The organism is Cohnella sp. OV330 (assembly GCF_900112065.1).
GTDB lineage: Bacteria > Bacillota > Bacilli > Paenibacillales > Paenibacillaceae > Cohnella.
In genome coordinates this window covers 424376-444646 of record NZ_FOKE01000001.1, presented here as the reverse complement: position 1 = coordinate 444646, position 20271 = coordinate 424376, and the positions used below count along the sequence as shown (strand labels likewise).

Here is a 20271-nt window from a genome sequence, read left to right as displayed (position 1 = left end):
AATTGGCGAAAAAGAAACGCCGCTCTCCCAAGATATTGGCGATCTGTTGTCCTATACTTAAGGGGAATGCTCGGAAAGTCCCGTAAAGTAAAGGAGAGCGGCGAATGAATCTGTCATCTGAAACGCTAATGTCCTACGATGAGCCGGCGAAGGACTGGAATTCGGCGCTGCCGGTGGGGAACGGGCGACTGGGCGCCATGGTGTTCGGCACGGTCGAAGAGGAGTTGATCCAGTTCAATGAAGACTCCGTCTGGTACGGCGGACCGCGCAATCGCAACAATCCGGACGCCTTGACCTATCTGCCCGAAGTGCGGAAGCTGGTGTTCGAGGGCAGGCTGAAGGAAGCGCATCGTCTGGCGGAAGCCGCGCTGTCCGCTACGCCGCGGAGCGAGCGGCACTACCTGACGGCGGGCAATCTGGTCATCCGGTACGATCATCCCGAGGGCGAGACGTCGCTGTATCGCAGGGAGCTCGATCTGGCATCGGCGGTCGCGTCGGTTGACTACGAATACGGTGGGATTAAGTACCATAGGGAAGTATTCAGCAGTTACCCGGATCAGGCGATTTTCATTCGCTTTACGGCGGACCGCCCGGGGGCGATCTCCTTTAATACGCGATTCGAGCGGAACAAAGGTCGCTATATGGACCGGTCGGGCCGAGTTGGCACCGATACGGTCACGATGAGCAACGATTGCGGCGGACGGGATGGGCTGTCCTACACGGCAGCGGTGAAAGCCGTGGCCAGCGGCGGGAAGGTCCGCGTCATTGGCGAGCATCTATTCGTTGAAGGTGCCGACGCCGTGACGCTGATTTTGACGGCGGCAAGCACGTTCCGTTACCCGGAGCCCGAGGCTCAGTGTCTGGACGTGTTGAACGGCGCGGCGGCGGAGACGTATGAGCGGTCAAAGACGAGGCATATCGCAGATTTCGCGCCGCTGTTCGATCGAATGAAGCTGACGTTAGGCTCGCGCGAGGAAGTGGCAAACGGCCGATCCGTCGCGCAGCGGCTGGAGCGAGTCTCGCAGGGCGCCGAGGATGCCGGGCTGATCACACTGTATTTCCACTTCGGCCGGTACCTGCTCCTCTCCGGCAGCAGGCCGGGCTCGCTCCCGGCGAACCTGCAGGGAATCTGGAACGACTCGATGACGCCGCCGTGGGACAGCAAATATACGATCAACATCAATACGCAAATGAACTACTGGCCGGCGGAGTCGTGCAATCTCGCGGAATGCCACGAGCCCTTGTTCGAGCTGGTCGAGCGCATGCGGGAGAGCGGCAGAACGACGGCTCGCGAGATGTACGGCTGCCGCGGCTTCGTCGCGCACCACAATACGGATATTTGGGCCGATACCGCGCCGCAGGATATTTACGGACCGGCGACGCAGTGGGTGATGGGCGCCGCATGGCTGACCTTGCACATGTGGGAGCATTACCGTTTTAATCCGGACGAGCGGTTTTTAAGGCGTGCCTATGACACGATGAAGGAAGCTGCGTTGTTTTTCGTCGACTTCCTCGTGGAGAGCCCTGAAGGGTATCTTGTCACGAATCCGTCCGTCTCCCCGGAGAACGTCTACCGGCTGCCGAACGGCGAGACCGGCACGCTGTGCTACGGTCCGGCGATGGACACGCAGATTATTACGGAGCTGCTGGATGCCTGCATTCAGTCCAGTCTGATTCTGGACACGGACGAGGCGGATCGCCTCCTGTGGGAGGAGACCAAGGGACGTTTGCCGGAAATGAAGATCGGCAGGGGCGGCCGGCTGCAGGAGTGGCTGGAGGATTATGAGGAGCAGGAGCCGGGGCACCGTCATATCTCCCACTTGTTCGGCCTGCATCCGGGCACGACGATCAGTCCGGCCGCGACGCCGGCGCTCGCGAATGCAGCGAAGGAGACCCTTCTGCACCGGTTGGAAAACGGCGGCGGACATACGGGATGGAGCCGCGCTTGGATCATCAACTTCTGGGCGAGGCTCCTGGACGGGGAGAAAGCGTACGAACATACGATGGCTCTGCTGCGCATGTCGACCCTGCCGAACCTGTTCGACAATCATCCGCCCTTCCAGATCGACGGGAACTTCGGCGCGATCGCCGGCATCGCCGAGATGCTGCTCCAGAGCCATCTCGACCATATCGCGCTGCTCCCGGCGCTGCCGGCGGCATGGTCCGCGGGCAGCATCTCGGGCCTTCGCGCGCGCGGCGGCTTCGAGCTGGATCTGGCGTGGCGCGACGGCCGCCTGACGGAAGCGCGCGTGACGTCGACCGGCGGCGAGACGCTCCGGCTGCGCGCAGGCGTAGGGTTGCCGGTCCGGGCGATATGGCCAGACGGAAGCCCGATTGACGCGGCGGCGCGGCACCCCGACGGCTTGCTCGCGCTGTCGATGCGCGCGGGAGAGACCGTGCTCATCCGGCCGCTGTAGCCGGCGAAGGAATGACGAAAACGCTCGTACCAGGGATGGTAGTCCCGGGACGAGCGTTTTTTTGCGTTGAGTGTCCGTGCTGCGCCGTTCGTGAGTGGTCAAGTAACGCTGTACGCCGCCACATTTGCCGAGCCGCGGGGTGATTAGTCGAAGTAACGCTGTACAACGCCACTCGAGCGCGGGTCAAACCATGAATGGTTGAAGTAACACTGTACGGCGCCACTTTAGCTAGAGTCGGAGCGCGGACAGTCGAAGTAACGCTGCACGAAGTCACTTTAGCTAGTGTCGGGGCGCGGATGGGCCAAGTGACTCTGCACGAAGCTACTTTACCCCGAGCCGCGCCGTATGAGGTCCAAGAAACGCTGTATGAAGCTACTTTAGCTAGAGTCGGGCGCGGACGGTCGAAGTGACTCTGCACGAAGCTACTTTACCCCGAGCAGCGCCGCATGAGGTCCAAGAAACGCTACACGAAGCTACTTTATCCAGAGCTAAGTCGTGGATGGTGCAGAAAGTGCTGGATGAGACTTCTTCCGCCAGAGTCGCGCCACAAATGGTGCAGAAAGTGCTAGTTGAGACTACTCCAGCCCGAACCGCGACACAAATGGTGCAAGAAGTGCTGGCTGAGAACACTTTCACCCAAGCCGCCCGCGAATGGCGCAGAAAGTCCTGGCTGAGACGACTTCAGCCCGAGCCGCCCCCCGAAGGGCGCAGCTCGAGCTGATCCAGACTACTTAAGACTTCGGCTTATTGGCGTACCATGCCGAGAATTGCTTCTGATACTCCGCGATGTACTTGTCGAGCCCCGCCGCCTTCAGCTTGTCGAGCGCCTTCGGGAAGTAGGTGTCGTAGTCGACGAAGCCGCTGGCGATCGGCGCGATGAACTCGGTGAACACGCCGTTCAGCTTGGACTCTTCGTTTTTGACCGCCGTATTGTCGAAGTTGAAGCCTGCGGTCTTGGACAGGATCGCGTCGTCGTCCCAATGCTTGTACTGCTCGATGAAGTCGTCCGGCACGCTCTTCTCGAAGCGCATGAACTTGTCGTTCATCATCATCCAGTCGTCGAGGAAGAGGTCGGACGTCAGCTTCGTCACGCGTCCGTTTTCGTCGATCGTGTAGTCCTTGTCCTTGATGCCGTAGGTGAACAGGTCATACAGCTCCTGGTTTTTCTGCAGCAGGTTGAAGAAGGCGACGTAACGCTCGGGGTGCTTGGCGTTGGCTGAGACGAAGTAAGCGGTGTTGTACGTGCCGCGGCTGATCTTCGGACGGTCGTTTTTGCTCAGGAAGTAGTTCTGCAGTTTGGCCGTCGGCACCGCCTTCGTGATGCCCGCGATGCCTTCGATCGGACGGGTCGCCGTGCCCGGGAAGAACATCGCCTTGCCCGCGTTCCAGTCGGACATCAACTGCGGCTGGTTCGTGACGGCGTACTTCGGAATGATGCCTTTCTTGTACCAGCCGTTCATCAGGCCGGCGTATTTCTTGAACTCAGGCGTTTCGTACCAGCTGATGAGCTTGTCGTCTTGGGCGGCTTCGTTGACCGCGATGAAGTTGTTGATCCAGTTCAGGTTCTGGTCGGTGTATTCGTACATCAGCATGTAGGTGGCGTCCGTCGAGGCGAAGCCGATCATATCCGGGTACTTGGCGTGCACTTTGTCGTAGTACTGCTCCAGATCCGCGAGCGAGCCGATCGTCGTCATGCCGACTTCCTCTAGCAGATCCTGGCGGACCATGACGCTGTAGAAGGCGGCCGAGCTGGCTCGGTTGCCGACGGGAATCGCGTACTGCTTGCCGTTCTGCTTGAAGGCATCGAACGAAGCGGCCGCGACGTTGCTCTTCAGATCCGGCGCATACGTATCGACGTACGGCGTCAAGTCCGCATACAAGCCCTTGGATACGGATTTGGACAAATAGTTGATGTCCGTATACGCGGCGAACTCTTCGCCGGACGACAGCATCAGGTCAGTCTTGCCGCCGCCGTATTCGGACCAAGGCAAGTAGACGTATTCGATCTCGGCGTTAATTTCTTTCTTAACGAGATCCTTCAGTTCATTGCTGGCGAGCTCGGCCATGCGCTTGGACTGCCCCGTGTAGAACAAGAGCTTCAGCTTGACCGGTTCGGAAAAGTCGGCTTTGGACGCATCGTTCGCGTCGGACGATGAAGCCGCGGTAGACGCCGCGCCGGACGAAGCTGCTGCGGGCGAGCTTGATTCCGCCGCACCTCCTTCATTCGATTTGGAGCTGCAGGCGGACAAGACGAGCGTGAGGGTGAAGACGAGGGCGAGCAAGGCCCCAAAAGTATTGCGACGTACCATAAACATGACCTCCAGAAATGTTTTTTGGCGTTTCGGTAAGCGATTTCAGAATACGTTTACATCTCCGCCGCCGCTATCTCAAGAAAGTGAAAAGCGTTAAAAATCAACGGATTGAAGGGCTTAAAAAACCTGAAATCGCTTTATTTTTATGAATAGCGCCATCCGCGATCAGCCTTTGACGGAGCCGACGACGATGCCTCGGACGAAGTAGCGCTGCAGGAACGGATACAGGATCGCGATCGGCAGCACGGTGAGGCAGGTCATGGCAAGCTTGGCCGTCTCGAGCGGAGGCGCGATGAGGGCGCCGCTGATCCTTGAAGCATTCCCCGAAGCCAGAAATTGAATGTTAGCCATCATATAGTACATCATGTACTGGATCGTAAACAGCTTTTCGTCCGTCACGAGCATGAGCGGGAGGAAAAAGTCGTTCCAGAACTGCAGCGCGTAGAAGAGCGAGATGGTGACGAGTCCGACGCGGCCGAGCGGCAGCATGATGCGGAAGAAGATCAGGTAATGCCCCGCCCCGTCGATCTGCGCCGACTCGACGACCTCGTGCGGGATGCTTTTAAAGTAGTTGGCCTGCAGGTACATGAGGAACACGTTGAGCAGATACGGGACGAACAGCCCCGCCAGCGTATCGTTCAGGTGATAGTACTTGGTCGTCAAAATGTACCAGGGGAGCGTCCCCCCGCTGAACAGCATCGTGAAGTAGGCGAAGAAGGCGAAGGCGCCCCGGAAGCGGAAGCCTTTGGCGGTGATGACGTAGGCGTAGGCGGACGTGACGAGCACGGCGGACACGGTACCCAGCACCGTTATACTCGCCGAGTTTAAGTAACCGCGGATGATCTCGTCCGATTTGGAGCCGAACATGAATTTATAAGTATCCAGCGTTAAGCCCTGCGGCAAAAAGGAGTAGCCGTTCGCCGCGATCTTCGCCTCCGACGAGAGCGAGCCCGATACCGCGAGGATGAACGGGATTAAGCAGATGGCGGCGAACACGCCGATGAATACGTAGAAAAAAATCAGCAGCGTTCGATTTTCCCGAATGGCCATGACGCGTCCCTCCTAAAATAGTTTGCTGTCTCTGTCGTACCAGCCGGCCAGCTTGTTGGCGATCAGCACGAGCAGGAGCCCGAACACGGATTGATAAAGCGTGATCGCCGAAGCGAAGCCGAACTCGCCGGAGCGGATCGCGGTGCGGTACACGAAGACGTCGATGATGTCGGTCGTCGGCAGCAGCAGCGGATTGAGGAAGGTGACGCCCATGATCATGCTGAGGTCGCCCTTCAGCATGCCGCCGATGCTCAGCAGCGTGAGCAATATTATAGAAGGAATCAGCATCGGAAGCGTGATCTTCGTGATGAGCTGCCACCGGGACGCGCCGTCGATGCGGGCCGCCTCATAGTAGGACGTATCGACGCCTTGGAGCACCGCGTAGTAGATGATGGCGCCGTGGCCCGCGCTTTTCCAGATGTTCGCCAGCACGAGGACGACGACGAAGAGCCATGGATGCGCGTACCAGTCGACCGGCTGCATGCCGATGCCTTCGAGCATGCGGTTGACGATCCCCTTTTCGAAGTCGAGCAGGGAGAACAGGATCGCGCCGATGACGATCCACGAGATAAAGTAAGGGAAGAACATGACGCTCTGCGTAATTTTGATATAGCCTTTGCTCCGCAGCTCGTTCAGCGCGATGGCGAGCGCAACCGAGAAGAAGGTGCCGGTCAGCATGTACAGCACGTTCAGCATGACCGTATTGCGGGTCGCCCGGATGGCGCTGTCTATGCTCGAGAAGAAGAAGTCGAAGTTGTCGAAGCCCGCCCAGGGACTTCCGAAGATGCCGCCGTTAAAATTGTAATTTTTGAACACGAGGATGAGCCCGCTCATCGGCAAATAGGCGAACAGGATCAGCGCGATCACGCCGGGCAGCGCCAGCAGGAACAGCGAGCTGTCGTTGCGCAGCGATCGCAGCCATTTGCTTCGCCCTTGCGCCTTGGGCGTCGGATAAGCTTTTTCCGTCATCAAGATTCACTCCTTGTCCTGCGTTGGTGGATGGTGCTCAAGCAGCTTCGCATCGATGCGTGGACCGAAAGCGCTTACTGACCCAAGCTTATTCACCCTGGCGCCAAAGCGCCATCTCAAAGAAATGAAATCGCTTAAAAAACCGGCGCGAAGCCCGCCTTCAAAAAACTGAAATCCCTCAAAAAAAACGAAAAGCCCGGATCCGGCGCGGATGCGGGGCTTTCGATCAATCGGGGCTTGCGGTCATTCGCTCTGCTGCACGATATGGTTGAGCCGCCACTTCGTCGGCGTCATGCCGTACCGCTTTTTGAACAAGGTCGTGAAGTACGTGCTGCTGCCGTAGCCCGACCGCTCCGCGACGGTGCGGATGTCCAGCTCGAGCTCGTCCACGAGCAGGGAGCGCGCATGCTCCAGCCGGACGAGGTTGACGAAGTCGGGAAAGCTGCTGCCGGTCGATTCGGTGATCAAGCGGCTGAGGTACGGCGGGCTGATCGCGAGTTTGTCCGCCAGGGCGTTCAGCGACAGCATCGGATCGGCGAAGTGCTTGCGGATATGGGCGATGGCTTCTCCGGCGACATCCCGCGTCTGCACGGCGTTGCGTTCCTTTAATTTTTCGTAGGCTCTGAAACTCAGCTGCTCGAGCCAGGCTCTTAGTTCTTCGTAGCCGGCGAAGCTCCAGATGCGCTGGTACAGCTCGAGGAAGTCCGCGTGCCGCGGGATGCCGCCGGCCGCGCCGGTCTCGGCGATGCCGGACAGATCCGAAGCGATCCGCGACAGCGCGATCGTAGCTTGCTCGGCGCGATAGCCGCCGGCTTCGGCGAGCACGCGCTCCACCGCGCGCGGGATCAGCTCGTGCTTCTGGTCGCGGACCACCTGCAGCACGGCCTCTAGCGTCTGTTCCGGCATCGGCGCGTCCGTTAGCTGCGCGGCGTCCTCCGCGTAGACAATCGGCGTCCGGTACTGGAACTTCATGTACTGCAGGCAGTCACGGGCTTCCTCGTATAGCGCCTTCAATTGAGAAGAGTCGGCGGACAGCCGGCTGACGCCAAGCGCGCCTTGCGTCCCCGGCCAAGCGCGGACCAGCTGCTCGAGCTGCTCCCAGCGCTCGCGGGCGATGCCTTGATCGCCGAAGCTGCCTTCGCGCGCTTCGCTGACGATCAGCACGGCCGTCCCCGGGTGCGGGAAGAAGCCACGGCACGCGCTGGCGCCTTCGAACAGCGCTTCGACGGCCCGCGGCAGATCCCGCAGCCGTGCCATCCGCTCGGCGTCGTTCATCGTCTCGCCCTCGCCGATGCGCTCTTCCAGCCGCAGCACCGCGACGCAGAAGGCCGCGCTGCCGGGACCGCCGCTTTTCAGCAGCGGCAGCGCTGACGGCACCGCTTCGCCCGAGCGGTACGGCGTGGTGAGCCAGGACAGCAGCGCGCTGTCTTCGTTCTCGCGCTTGAGCTCGCCGAACCGGCCGGCGATCCGCTCCAGCTCTTGGTTCGCTTCCTCGAAGCCACCGGCGCCCGCGAAGGCGGGACGATCGCCCGACAGGCTGCGGATATTGCCGAACAGCGCGCCGATCGGCTTGTACATGCGATGCGAGACAAATGCCGCCACGCCCGCCGCTGCGGCCGCGAGGACGACGCACAGCGCGATCAAGAGCACCAGGGCATTGGAGATGTCGCGAATGCTGTTGCGGTAGGACGTCTCCGAGAGATACCAGAGCCCCTGTTTGGCAGCCAGGCGATACGTGATCAGCTGCTTGGGGCCGCGATCCGGCTTCCAGACCAGCGTGCCGGAAGCGCTGCGCCCGCCGACGATGCGCTTCAGCAACGCATCGTCGTAGTCGTCGCCGGGCGGACCGCTTTGCATCAGCACGGCGCCTTCGGGGCTCAGCACGGCATAGTGCGTATCGCTGTCCGCGACATCCGAGAAGATGTTCTCCTGAAGCTTGCTCAGATTGGTCGAGATGGCGATGGCGCCGGTGTATTCGCTGTTCGCGTACACTTTGTCGTTGTAATACGTCATCATGACGGTTTCCTTGTCGCCGTTGTTGAGCGTCGCGGTCCATAAGAAAGGCGAATTTTTGATCAAGCCGTCCCGGATGCGTTCGAACAGCTCCTGCTTCGACGCCTTGCTCAGCGGATTGTTCTCGAACATCATGACCGGGCCGTTAGCGCCCATGATATAAGCGTTTTCAAGATAAGGGTTGACGGTGAGCGTTCCCTTGATCTGGCTGAGCGCGCTGAACAGCTGGTCGCTCCAGCTGCTGTCGCCGCTCTGCATGACCGAGTTGATGTTCGGGTGGCGATAGAAGGCGAGCGTATAGTTTTGCACCGAATCCATATATTTGGCGAACACCGTCTCCGTGTTCAACAGGACGCTATCGTTGGCTTTGTTGACGTAATCGATCGTCTTGCCGCGGAACCAGAAGAAAAGGGCGGTAGCCAGCACGAGCACCGAACAGATCGAGATTAACGTCAAGCTCATAAAAAACCGGATTTTTAGCCGTCTTTCCCCGTTCATTACCATTCGCTCCTTTGTAGACTTACTATAAAGGAAGATGCGGAGAATGTTAACCGTCTATTGCATGGTAAAGTGGCGGTCTAGGACAAGGAAGTATAAAAAATTCAAAAATGAGCACGGCAATGCCAATATTTTAACGTTTTCATCAACTATACTGAAGCTGCTTCTTTCAACGTCAGGCAATGGAGGCCGCAGCATGCGCACGTTCCGCAATCCCGTTTTGCCCGGATTTTATCCGGATCCGTCGGCCGTTCGCGTCGGCGACGACTATTACCTGGTCACCTCGAGCTTCGAGTATTTCCCGGGGGTGCCGATCTTCCACAGCAAGGATCTGGTCCACTGGCGCCAGCTCTGCCATGTGCTCGACCGCCCGTCCCAGCTGGACCTGGACGGCGCGATGCCATCCAAAGGCATCTGGGCGCCTACGATTCGTTATCATGACGGCGTGTTCTATATGATCACGACGTTCGTCGCCAATGACCTCGAATGCCGCAACTTTTACGTCACGGCGACCGATCCGGCGGGCAGTTGGTCCGATCCGGTCTGGCTGGACGACGCGCCGGGCATCGACCCGTCGCTGCTGTTCGACGACGACGGCAAAGTCTACTATACGGGCAATCGGCGCCCTTCCGAGGGCCAGCAGTATGCCAAGGAAATGGACATCTGGCTGCAGGAGCTGGATCTCGCGAGAGGGCGGCTCGTCGGACCGAAGGTCAGCCTGTGGCGAGGCGCGCTCAAGGTGGCGCATGCCCAGGAAGGGCCGCATTTGTACAAGATCGGCGGCATGTACTACCTGACGATCGCCGAGGGCGGCACGGGCCATACGCATGCGATCACGATCGCGCGCAGCGACTCGCCGACCGGACCGTTCGAAGGGTATAAAGGCAATCCGATTCTGACGCATCGCCATCTGGGCCGCGGCTATCCGATCGTGAACGTCGGCCACGGCGAGCTCATCGAGACGCAAAAAGGAGATTGGTGGATGGCTTGCCTTGCGTCCCGTCCCTACGGCGGCTACTACCGCAATCTCGGACGGGAAACGTTCCTCGTGCCCGTCGCTTGGGAGGACGGATGGCCGGTCGTCAATCCGGGCAAAGGGGTCGTGGAGCTGGAAGGCGAAGCGCCCGATCTGCCGTGGACGCCTTGGCCGGAGGCCGCGGTGCGGGACGACTTCGACGCGCCGGCGCTCGCGCCGTGCTGGAACTTTATCCGCACGCCGCGCGGCGACTTCTGGAGCCTCGAGGCGCAGCCGGGCGCGCTGCGACTTCAGCTGAAGCCGGCGTCGATCGCGCGGGACGACAACCCCGCGTTCGTGGGCCGCAGGCAGCAGCATATGTCGTTCGCGGCAGCGACCGCGATGCGCTTCGCGCCGAAGGCCGAAGGCGATGAGGCCGGGCTCGTGCTGCTGCAGAACGCGGACAACCAGTTCCGCTTCACGTACGGCAGGTTCGGCGGCGGCCCGGAAGCGAGTACGGAGCTGCGGCTGACGCAGCGGCGTCGCGGCGAAGAGACGGTGCTGGCGTCGGCCCCGTTCGCGGGCGACGCATTGGAGCTGCGCGCGTCGGCGGACGGCCAGCGGTACGCGTTCAGCTGGCGGGAGCCGGGCGCATCGGAGTGGCGGACGCTGCTCGGGGACGCCGACGGCACGCTGCTGAGCACCGATATTGCGGGCGGATTCACCGGCGCCTACATCGGCATGTACGCGGCGGGAAGCGAGTCAGGTAGCGGGGCAGCCCGAGAGATGGACAACGACAACTACGCGGACTTCGACTGGTTCGATTATGAGTCGGCGGACGCTTAAGGGAGGGGAGACGCAAATGACGGTACAGACCAATGCGGCACAAGATCAAGACAAAGACCAAGACCAAGCGTACCCGATCCCCGCGCTGCCGGACATCCCGGACCCGACGTTCTCGCTCGCCGATTATGTCGAGACGCCCGATCCGCTCGCGCTGTGCACGGACGCGCTGCAGCGCGCGATCGACGATTGCGCCGCGGCAGGCGGGGGCACCGTGCGCATCCCGGCGGGCATCTGGCGCACGGGGCCGCTGCGGCTGCGCAGCCGGCTGGCGCTGCACGCCGAGGCCGGCGCGATCGTGCGCTTCGAGGCGGATCCCGCCCTGTATCCGCTGGTCGCGACCCAGTACGAGGGCCAGTCGGCCGTGCGGTGCCTGTCGCCGCTGGACGGCGAAGCGCTTGAGGACATCGCGTTTACGGGCAGCGGCGTGTTCGACGGTTGCGGGGAAGGCTGGCGCCCGGTCAAGCGGTTCAAGATGACCGACGACCAGTGGCGCAAGCTGCAGCAGTCGGGCGGAGTGCTCAGCGAAGGCGGCGAGATGTGGTGGCCGTCCGCCGAAGCGCGGGACGGGGAAGCGCTCGTCCGCCGGCTACGCGAGCAGGGCGTGACCGATCCCGAGGCGTACGCCCCGGCGCGGGCGCATCTGCGTCCGGCAATGCTCAGCCTGCGCGGCTGCAAACGCGTCTTGCTGGAAGGGCCGACGTTTCAGAATTCGCCGGCTTGGTGCCTGCACCTGATGGACTGCGAGCAGGTGACGGTGCGGAATATCCACGTACTGAACCCTTGGTACTCGCAGAACGGCGACGGGCTGGATCTGGAGTCGTGCCGTCACGCGCTCGTCGAGCGCAGCACGTTCGACGTCGGCGACGACGCGATCTGCCTGAAGTCGGGCAAGGACGAAGAAGGGCGGCGGCGCGGACTGCCATGCGAATTCGTGACGATTCGCGACTGCACGGTGTATCACGGGCATGGGGGCGTCGTCGTCGGCAGCGAGATGTCGGGCGGCGTCCGGGCGGTGCGCGTCTCCGACTGCCTCTTCATGAACACGGATATCGGCATTCGCTTCAAGAGCGCGCGCGGCCGGGGCGGCGTCGTGGAGGATATCGTGATGGAGCGGATTCATATGTCCGGCATTCCGCTCGAAGCGGTGTCGTTCCATCTGTTCTACGCGGGCAAGGAAGGCTCGGAGGGCTACGACGAGCAGACGTACGAGGTGACGGAGGAGACGCCGGTCATCCGCAACATCACGCTGCGCGATCTGACCTGCATCGGCGCGCAGACGGCGCTGCTTATTAACGGGCTGCCGGAGCTGCCGCTCGAAGGCTTGACGGTGGAAAACTTTACGGCGGAATCCGCCTGCGGCGTCGTCGCGCGTCATGCCGACCGGCTGACGATGCGGGGCCTGCGGCTTCAAGTTACATCAGAGCCGGATATCCAGCTTCACGCCTGCACGAACACGGATATCCGCTAGACTTCGGCTTCCCTCGCCGGGTCCGCCTTGGCGAACTTGCGGTACTGCATGGGCGTCAGCCCGCACGCCTGCTTGAACGCTTTGTTGAAGTGCGACAGATGCTCGAAGCCCACGTCGAGCGACACGTCGGAGATTCGCTTGCGGGTATGGGCCAGCAGGCGCTGGGCTTCCCGGACGCGCAGATGAAGGATGTATTCGCGGAAATGAAAGCCGGTCAGCCGATGGAAGACGCGGCTCAGATAGGAGCTGCTGAGGTAAAAGTGCTTCGCCGTATCCGCCAGCGTCAGCGATTCGCGGTAATGCCGCTGGAGGTATTCGGCGACCTCAGATACCTTCGCATGCAGCGCGTCGCGGGAAGCCCCTGCGGCGGCCGACCGCTCGGAGCGTCCGAGCAGGATGGCCAGCTCCGCGAGCAGCGATACGCAGCAGGGCTCGTAGTAAGGCTTCGCCAGCGCGCATTCCTCCAGCATCCGGCGCATCAGGCGCTCGGCTTCCTCGCGTTCGCGCAGATTCAGCGCGAAGACGCGGCACGATTCTCCCGTCTCGAAAAGCACCTGGCCGCGCAGCGCGCCGGGCAGCGCGGACGCTTCGTAGTGGATGAGGACGCGCTCGAACTCGGCGATCTCGGAGCTGGCCGTCGAATGGATGACGCCGCCGGCGATGGCGATCAGCTCGCCTTTGCGCAGAGTGATTACCTTGCCGTCGACGAAGTAGACGCGCTCGCCGTCGAGCAGGTAATACAGCTCCACGGCGTCGTGGCTGTGCGGCCGCGGCATCGCGGTCACGCCGTGGCGTTTGATGCGCTGTATGCTGACGCTACCGTTTTCCACGAAATATTTGGGCGTAGCGTCCATTGAAGCGGACATCGTGTTTCCTCCGTTTCCGGACAGCGGGTCTCTTGATCCTAGATTATAATGAATAAGGTTCGCATTGGAAAGGAGCACTGCCGTGTTGATCACTGTATCTGCGCAAGGAGACGCCGATTATCGCCGCCTTCAGGACGCCGTCGACTCGCTCGCGACAGCGGGCGGCGCGCCGGTCACGATCCGCATCAAGCCGGGCGTATACGAAGAGAAAATCACGATTCCGGCCACGGCGCCGCCGATTCTGCTGCTGGGCGAGGACCGGGAGCGGACGATTCTGACCTGGTCGGACAACGCCCATACGCTGGGCGCCGACGGGCAGCCGCTCGGCACGTTCCGCTCGGGCACGCTCAACGTGCTGGCCGAGTCGTTCACGGCGGAGAACGTGACGATTCGCAACGCATCCGGACCGGGCACCGGCCAAGCCGTCGCGGCGTTCGTCGACGCCGGTCGGGCGGTGTTCCGCAACGCCGCGCTGCTGGGCGATCAGGATACGCTTTATACGGGCCAAGGCCTGCAATATTATAACGACTGCTATATCGAAGGAGACGTCGATTATATTTTCGGCGCGGCCACCGCGGTGTTCGACCGGTGCACGCTGCACAACAAGCGGTCGCGCGGTTATATTACCGCTGCTTCGACTCCAGAGGGGACGCGGTTCGGGTACGTGTTCCTCGACTGCAAGATTACGAGCGGCGAAGGCGTGCGGGACGTCTATCTCGGCCGGCCGTGGCGTCCGTATGCGCATGTCGCGTTCATCCGGACGGTCATGGACGGTTCGGTGGCGGAGGAAGGCTGGCACAACTGGGGGCAACCGGACCGCGAGGGGACGAGCCGGTACGAGGAATTCGCAAGCAGCGGGCCGGGCGCCATTCCGGAAGCGCGGGTCGCATGGTCGCGGCAGCTGTCCGCGGCGGAAGCGGGGGATTACCGGATCATCGAGATTTTCGGCGGCTGGCATCCGGAAGGATATTAAGCGACGTTTTTGAAACGAAAAGGAAGTGGATCGCGATGAAGCTGGAGCAATATCTGGACGCACTGAAGCAAGAAGCGGCGGAGAAGCGGGAGGCGCGCGGCCTGCCGGTAACGGATGAGGCGAGAGATCGGTTGATCGAGACGTTCGGCCGGCTGCTCGGCGAATTTCCGGAGGCCGGGGACGATCCGAAGCCGCAGCTGTTGGAACGGGTCGCGTGCGACGGCTATACGCGCGAGCTCGTGGAGATCGGGACGGTCGAAGGACTGCGGATGCGCGCGTACGTGCTCGTGCCGGCGGGCGCGGACTCGGAAGCGGCGAGGCTGCCGGCGGTCATCGCGCTGCACGGTCACGGTTACGGCGCGCGCGAGATCGTCGGCCTGGAGCCGGACGGTCGCGAGCGGGCCGGCGCAGCCGGGCTGCACAAGGACTTTGCCGTGTCGCTTGCCCGGCAGGGGTTCGTTGCAATCGCGCCGGAACTGGCTGGGTTCGGCGACCGCAGGCTGGCGGAAGACATCGCGCAGGGGCCGGGTCAGTCCTCGTGCTTCCGGCTGGCGGTTCATCTCTTGATGATCGGACGGACGGTCGCAGGACTCCGGGTACGCGAGACGCGATCAGCCATCGACTATGCGCAAAGCCGCGCCGAGGTGGATCCGACGCGCATCAGCATTATGGGCATTTCCGGCGGCGGCCTCGTGGCGGGCTTCGCGGCGGCGCTCGATCCGCGCGTGCGCTGCGCCGTCGTCAGCGGGTACGCGAGCTTGTTCGAAGAGAGCATCCTTGACCGCAACCACTGCCTGGACAACTACATCCCCGGCCTGCTGCCGGAAGCGGAGATGCCCGACCTGCTCGGGCTGATCGCGCCGAGAAGCTTGTTCCTGGAGTCGGGCGATACGGACCGCGTGTTCCCGCGCGAGCCAGCGCTCAAGGCTTACGAACAATTGAAGCGTATCTATGCCGACGTTGGCGCAGTGGACGCGGTTCAGGCGGACTTTTTCGAAGGCGGACACGAGATTCACGGGGAGCCGGCGTATGCCTGGCTGCGGGAGCAGCTGGCGGCATCCCCGGATACGAAGAGAGGGGCTTGAACGATGGCAACCGAATCGCTAACGAAGCAAACGGCCTGGTCGACGCGGATCGCGGACACGATCCTGCGTCAGTGCGGGGAGGACGGATATCATCCGTATCCGCTCGAGCGCTGGGCGTACGTCCCGGGCATGCTGCTGATGTCGATGTCGAAGGCGGGCGCGCAGCTCGGTGACGAGCGCTATTTCGATTTTATGCGATTGCACATGGACTACTATATCGCCGAGGACGGGACGATCGCCACGTACTCGCTGGAGGAGTACAACCTCGACCAGATCAATCAGGGCAAAAATCTGTTCCCGCTGCTGGCGCGGGGCGGCGATGCGCGGTATGCCAAAGCGGCGGACACGCTGGCGACGCAGTTGATCGGGCAGCCTCGCACGTCGGAGGGCGGCTTCTGGCACAAGAAGATCTATCCGTTCCAGATGTGGCTGGACGGCTTGTATATGGCTTCGCCGTTTCTGGCGGAGTATGCGAAAGTATTCGGACGCCCGGAGTTGACGGACGAGGTCGCGCATCAGCTGCTGCTGGTCGAACGCCGGACCCGCGATCCGCGGACGGGGCTGCTCTACCACGGCTGGGACGAGGCGCGAGAGCAGGAGTGGGCGGACTCGGTCACGGGCCTGTCCAAGAACTTCTGGAGCCGGGCGATGGGCTGGTATGCGATGGCGGTCGTCGACTGCCTGGACCACATCCCGGTCGCGCATCCGAAGCGCGGCACGATCGTCGGCATTTTCGAACGGATGTGCCATGCCTTGGTCCGCGTGCAGGATCCGGCCAGCGGCCTGTGGTACCAGGTGCTCGATCAAGGTGATCGCAAAGGCAATTACCTCGAGGCGTCCGGCAGCATCATGTTCGTCTACGCGATGGCCAAGGCGCTGCGGCTCGGCTATCTGAGCGGCGGCTTCCGCGAGGCGATGCTGAAGGGCTGGCAGGGCATTCAAGAGCGGCTCGTGACGGAGGACGCGGACGGCGTGCATCTGCATCGAATCTGCAACGGCGCGGGATTAAGCAAGGACCGCAACGGCACGTTCGACTACTACATTTCCGAAGCGATCGTCTCGGATCACTATATGGGCATCGGGCCGCTGCTGCTGTGCGCGCTTGAGGTCGAGCGTTACTTGGCGCAGGAATAGTCGGTCGGGGCAGTCATTTTTATTTTCGCAGCAAAAAGGAGGAGCTCGCGTGGCGCAGCATTCGTGGGTGCCCGATCAGGGCGACGGCACTTATCTCAATCCGATCGTGCACGCGGATTATTCGGATCCGGACGTCATCCGGGTCGGGTCCGACTTCTATATGACGGCTTCCAGCTTCGGGCATGTGCCCGGGATGCCGATTCTGCATTCGCGGGACCTGGTCAACTGGCGGCTGATCAACCATGCCGTGCCTCGCATGCCGCTGGCCGGGTACGATGCGCCGCAGCACGGGGGCGGCGTCTGGGCGCCGAGCCTGCGCTATCATGCGGGCAAGTACTGGATCTACTACGGCGATCCCGACGTCGGCATCCTGATGACGACCGCGGATGATCCCGCCGGGGAATGGGCGCCGCTGCATCTGGCGAAGCCGGGCAAGGGGCTGATCGACGTCTGTCCGTTATGGGACGAGGACGGCCGGGCGTATCTGATCCATGCGTACGCGCACAGCCGCAGCGGCATCAAGCACAAGCTCAACCTATGCGAGATGTCGGCGGATGGCCGGAAGGTGCTGGGCGAGGGCCGGATCGTCTACGACGGGACGGACAAGCACCCGACGCTGGAGGGGCCCAAGCTGTACAAGCGAGACGGCTATTATTATATTTTTGCGCCGGCGGGCGGCGTCGCGACGGGGTGGCAGACGGTGTTCCGCTCGGACAGTGTCTGGGGGCCGTACGAGGACCGGATCGTCTTGCATCAGGGTGAAACGGAGGTCAACGGCCCGCATCAAGGCGGCTGGGTGGAGCTGGCGTCGGGCGAGTCGTGGTTCGTGCATTTCCAGGACAAGGGGCCGTACGGCCGGGTCGTGCATCTGCAGCCGATGAACTGGGAGGACGGCTGGCCGGTCATGGGCGAGCGGCGGCCAGGCGAAGCGATCGGGGAGCCGGTGCTGCGCTATCGCAAGCCGAATGTGGGCGAAGCGTGCGCGGTAGAAGTGCCGGCCACGTCGGATGAATTCGACGCGTCGCAGCTTGGGCTGCAATGGCAGTGGCAGGCCAATCCGGACGTGCGCTGGTATAGTTTGTCGGAGCGGCCGGGCTTTATTCGACTGCATGCCGTGCCGCGGCAAGGGGAGAGCGGCGGCTTGTATCAGGCGCCGAATCTGTTGATGCAGAAGTTTCCGGCGCCGACGTTTGTGGCCGAATCTCTGGTGGATGCTACGGGCCTCAAAGTTGGCGACAACGGCGGGCTGATCGTGTTCGGCTATCGGTACAGCTGTCTGGCTGTGCGGAGAGGATCGGCGAACGTTGGAGTTGCCGATCACGCCGACGATGCCAATAGCGCGCTGACCCTCTATCTCGCCGCTGGAGACAAGTCCGGCGAAGCCGAACTATGGTCGCTGCCGCTGACCGGGACGGAGCTTGTCCGTTTGCGCGTCGAGGTGTCGGCCGATGCCAGCTGCGTGTACAGCTACAGCCTGGACGATGGCGCATCGTATGATGCGATTCCGGCAAAGGCGTTTCAGGCGTCGGAAGGCCACTGGGTCGGCGCCAAGCTCGGCTTGTTCGCGTCCGGTTCCGGCGGCGGGCAGTTGGAGGTCGACTGGTTTCGCGTGTCGGCGCGGGTCGGCGCACAGAATTAAGGAGGCATCTCTCGCATGACGGAGCTTGCACTGAAGTTTAATTTTACCGAACAAACCAAGCCTGGATATATGGCCGTGACGCTAGACGCAGAAGGCCGCGCGCCGCTCTATGATCCGACTGTTGGCTACGGATTTGTCGAGGAGACCTGCACGCTGCCGCCCAGAACCGTACATGCCGCGGGCATCCGGTCGGACGGCGCGGGTTTCTCGATCGTGGAGACCGCGTTCGACGCCGAACCCGGCTTCGAGGGCGACGAATTCAACCGCTACGGCATGGCGTTTCGGTTCCATGCGCCGCCGGGCGCTTATCGCATCCGCGTCAAGCTGACCTCGGACGCCGCACAGGCGACCGTGTCCGTATCCGGCATGCACGGCGACCGCCTGCTCCAGGATGGACACTGGGATGCGGCGAAGCGGCTGCCGATCCGTTTCAATGCCGAGGCTTCGGGCAGCGAGTGGACATATACGTATGTCAACGGATTCGATGCGATTGAGATCGAGATCGAGCCAACCGAGATTAGCGTTCCCGTCGGACTGGCGGAGATCGCGCTCGAACTGCTGCCTCCGCAGACGAGAGAGGACGGACGCGTGCCGAATCTTTTCATCCTCGGGGATTCGACGGTCAAGACGTACACCTTCGACGAAGCGCCCATGAGCGGCTGGGGGCAGATCGTCGGATCGCTTTTCGATGCGGACCGAGTGAACGTCGTCAACTATTCGATGGGCGGGCGCTCGTTCAAGAACTCCTACTGGGAAGGCCGCCTGAACGAGATTCTGCTCGAAGGCTGCGTCGGCGACTACATCCTCATCCAGTTCGGCCACAACGACGAGAGCTACGACGAGAAACGGCGCTTCGGGCGAGGGTCCACCGAGGAGATGTATGCGAAATATATGACGGAGCTGTACCTCCCGGCCATTCGCGCGCGCGGCTTGATCCCGGTCATGGTGACGCCGATGTCGAGAGTGGACGGAGAGGCGCTCTCCGACGTTTTCACGAACTCCTTCGTTGTCCGCCAGTTCCCGGCGTTGATGGAGCGGCTGTCCGAAGCGGCCGGAATCACGCTGGTCGACCTAAATGCGGAAAGCCTCAAATTCTACAACGAATCCGGACTGGATGCCATCTCCGCCATCGTCATGTCGATCGAAGCCGGCGAGACGGCGGGCAAGACCAACGACGGCAGCTATGCCAACGGCCATCCCGCGGGCAAGATCGACGGCACGCATTATAAGGAGGCGCTCGCCAAGCCGTTCGCGCGAATCGTCGCGACCGAGCTCGTCCGCTTGGGCCGGGCGGGCGATCCCACGGCTGCCGCGATCTCGTCCTTCTTGCTGCCGGCAGTCAAAGACGCGGCTTCAACCGGCGATTGGTCGGCAGTCTTCCCCGAGATGACGCGCGATACGACGGTCGGTCCGAACGCCTATTATCGCAACCAAATCGAGAAGCTCATCCAACTGGGCGTCATGCACAAGGATGCGCAGGGCAACTTCCGTCCGCACGATTCGATGACCGTGTCCGCGTTTAAAGAGGCGCTGTCGCTCGCATTCGGCGTGCAACCATCGTCCATTTCCGATTACCCGGACGGCGAGCTGACCCGCGAGACGATGGCCGCGATCTTGGTCGACGCTTATCACGCCCGTTTCCCCGCCGACAAGCCGCGGTTCATGACCGACTACAACGGCGCATCTGTCGTCCCCGGCGATCCAGGCTACGATCCATATCTAGACTCGGGCACGAGAGGGGCGATGTATTACCCGCTCGTCTCCTTCGGACAGCTGACCGACACCGCGGCTATCGCCCCCGAGCTATTCGCCAAGGCGAAGGAAGCGTACGAGCTCGGCCTGATTCGCTCGGAGGCCGGCATCGCCAGAGGCCGGATGGCGAACGGCACGGCGTTCGAGCCGAAGACCGTCGTCACCCGCGCCAAAGCCGCCAAAGCGCTCTACTTCATGTGGGTGCTACGGCAGGATGTGCAGGGGGAGAATCAGGTTGGCGCATTAGACTAGCTCAAGAAAAACGGGATGAAGCAACGTCAATTCTGCTTCATC

At 62.0% G+C, this 20271-nt stretch carries 13 protein-coding genes; 8 read left to right on the top strand and 5 right to left on the bottom strand.

All coding sequences use genetic code 11. The features are described 5' to 3' along the window. The first annotated feature begins 104 nt into the window (after positions 1-104). Positions 105-2417 carry a glycoside hydrolase family 95 protein gene (locus tag BM235_RS01675; protein WP_090108798.1) on the top strand — a complete coding sequence of 771 codons (2313 nt, stop codon included), beginning with the start codon at positions 105-107 and terminating at the stop codon, positions 2415-2417. Between the two features lie 731 nt (positions 2418-3148). On the opposite strand, the gene BM235_RS01670 is transcribed toward BM235_RS01675, so the two are convergent. The 4 genes from BM235_RS01670 to BM235_RS01655 form a co-directional block, all read right to left on the bottom strand. Continuing rightward, entirely contained in the window at positions 3149-4726 is a 1578-nt protein-coding gene (locus BM235_RS01670; RefSeq protein ID WP_158543653.1) for a DUF3502 domain-containing protein, read from the bottom strand. 168 nt (positions 4727-4894) lie between these two features. Beyond that, positions 4895-5779: a carbohydrate ABC transporter permease gene (locus tag BM235_RS01665; RefSeq protein WP_090108796.1), complete on the bottom strand. Its 885-nt coding sequence runs from the start codon at positions 5777-5779 to the stop codon at positions 4895-4897. 12 nt (positions 5780-5791) lie between these two features. Then, positions 5792-6748, bottom strand: coding sequence for an ABC transporter permease (locus BM235_RS01660; RefSeq protein ID WP_090108795.1), 957 nt, complete (start codon positions 6746-6748; stop codon positions 5792-5794). A 243-nt stretch (positions 6749-6991) separates the two neighbouring features. After that, a complete protein-coding gene (locus BM235_RS01655; protein ID WP_158543652.1) occupies positions 6992-9259 on the bottom strand; it encodes a helix-turn-helix domain-containing protein in 2268 nt (755 codons plus the stop codon). 196 nt (positions 9260-9455) lie between these two features. Between BM235_RS01655 and BM235_RS01650 the strand changes: the two genes are divergently transcribed. Then, entirely contained in the window at positions 9456-11060 is a 1605-nt protein-coding gene (locus BM235_RS01650) for a glycoside hydrolase family 43 protein (protein ID WP_090108793.1), read from the top strand. A 16-nt stretch (positions 11061-11076) separates the two neighbouring features. After that, entirely contained in the window at positions 11077-12528 is a 1452-nt protein-coding gene (locus BM235_RS01645) for a glycoside hydrolase family 28 protein (protein ID WP_090108792.1), read from the top strand. On the opposite strand, the gene BM235_RS01640 is transcribed toward BM235_RS01645, so the two are convergent. Continuing rightward, positions 12525-13394 carry a helix-turn-helix transcriptional regulator gene (locus tag BM235_RS01640; RefSeq protein WP_090108791.1) on the bottom strand — a complete coding sequence of 290 codons (870 nt, stop codon included), beginning with the start codon at positions 13392-13394 and terminating at the stop codon, positions 12525-12527. The genes BM235_RS01645 and BM235_RS01640 overlap by 4 nt on opposite strands. Positions 13395-13476: 82 nt before the next feature. Between BM235_RS01640 and BM235_RS01635 the strand changes: the two genes are divergently transcribed. Genes BM235_RS01635 through BM235_RS01615 form a run of 5 tightly spaced genes read left to right on the top strand, consistent with a single transcriptional unit; the run spans position 13477 to position 20229 of the window. Then, on the top strand, positions 13477-14367 hold the full coding sequence (locus tag BM235_RS01635; RefSeq protein ID WP_090108790.1) for a pectinesterase family protein: 891 nt from the start codon (positions 13477-13479) through the stop codon (positions 14365-14367). 35 nt (positions 14368-14402) lie between these two features. Continuing rightward, positions 14403-15452: a dienelactone hydrolase family protein gene (locus BM235_RS01630; protein WP_090108789.1), complete on the top strand. Its 1050-nt coding sequence runs from the start codon at positions 14403-14405 to the stop codon at positions 15450-15452. A gap of 3 nt (positions 15453-15455) precedes the next feature. Next, positions 15456-16586, top strand: a complete 1131-nt coding sequence (locus BM235_RS01625) for a glycoside hydrolase family 88/105 protein (protein ID WP_090108788.1) — start codon at positions 15456-15458, stop codon at positions 16584-16586. Positions 16587-16635: 49 nt separating this feature from the next. After that, on the top strand, positions 16636-18225 hold the full coding sequence (locus BM235_RS01620) for a glycoside hydrolase family 43 protein (protein WP_090108787.1): 1590 nt from the start codon (positions 16636-16638) through the stop codon (positions 18223-18225). A gap of 15 nt (positions 18226-18240) precedes the next feature. Next, a complete protein-coding gene (locus BM235_RS01615; RefSeq protein WP_090108786.1) occupies positions 18241-20229 on the top strand; it encodes a GDSL-type esterase/lipase family protein in 1989 nt (662 codons plus the stop codon). Positions 20230-20271: the final 42 nt, after the last annotated feature.

Coding starts and splice junctions, on each gene's coding strand:
- BM235_RS01655 (WP_158543652.1), bottom strand. CDS start 9,259: ATGAACGGGGAAAGACGGCTAAAAATCCGGTTTTTTATGAGCTTGACG.
- BM235_RS01670 (WP_158543653.1), bottom strand. CDS start 4,726: ATGGTACGTCGCAATACTTTTGGGGCCTTGCTCGCCCTCGTCTTCACC.
- BM235_RS01675 (WP_090108798.1), top strand. CDS start 105: ATGAATCTGTCATCTGAAACGCTAATGTCCTACGATGAGCCGGCGAAG.
- BM235_RS01615 (WP_090108786.1), top strand. CDS start 18,241: ATGACGGAGCTTGCACTGAAGTTTAATTTTACCGAACAAACCAAGCCT.
- BM235_RS01660 (WP_090108795.1), bottom strand. CDS start 6,748: ATGACGGAAAAAGCTTATCCGACGCCCAAGGCGCAAGGGCGAAGCAAA.
- BM235_RS01625 (WP_090108788.1), top strand. CDS start 15,456: ATGGCAACCGAATCGCTAACGAAGCAAACGGCCTGGTCGACGCGGATC.
- BM235_RS01630 (WP_090108789.1), top strand. CDS start 14,403: ATGAAGCTGGAGCAATATCTGGACGCACTGAAGCAAGAAGCGGCGGAG.
- BM235_RS01645 (WP_090108792.1), top strand. CDS start 11,077: ATGACGGTACAGACCAATGCGGCACAAGATCAAGACAAAGACCAAGAC.
- BM235_RS01640 (WP_090108791.1), bottom strand. CDS start 13,394: ATGTCCGCTTCAATGGACGCTACGCCCAAATATTTCGTGGAAAACGGT.
- BM235_RS01650 (WP_090108793.1), top strand. CDS start 9,456: ATGCGCACGTTCCGCAATCCCGTTTTGCCCGGATTTTATCCGGATCCG.
- BM235_RS01665 (WP_090108796.1), bottom strand. CDS start 5,779: ATGGCCATTCGGGAAAATCGAACGCTGCTGATTTTTTTCTACGTATTC.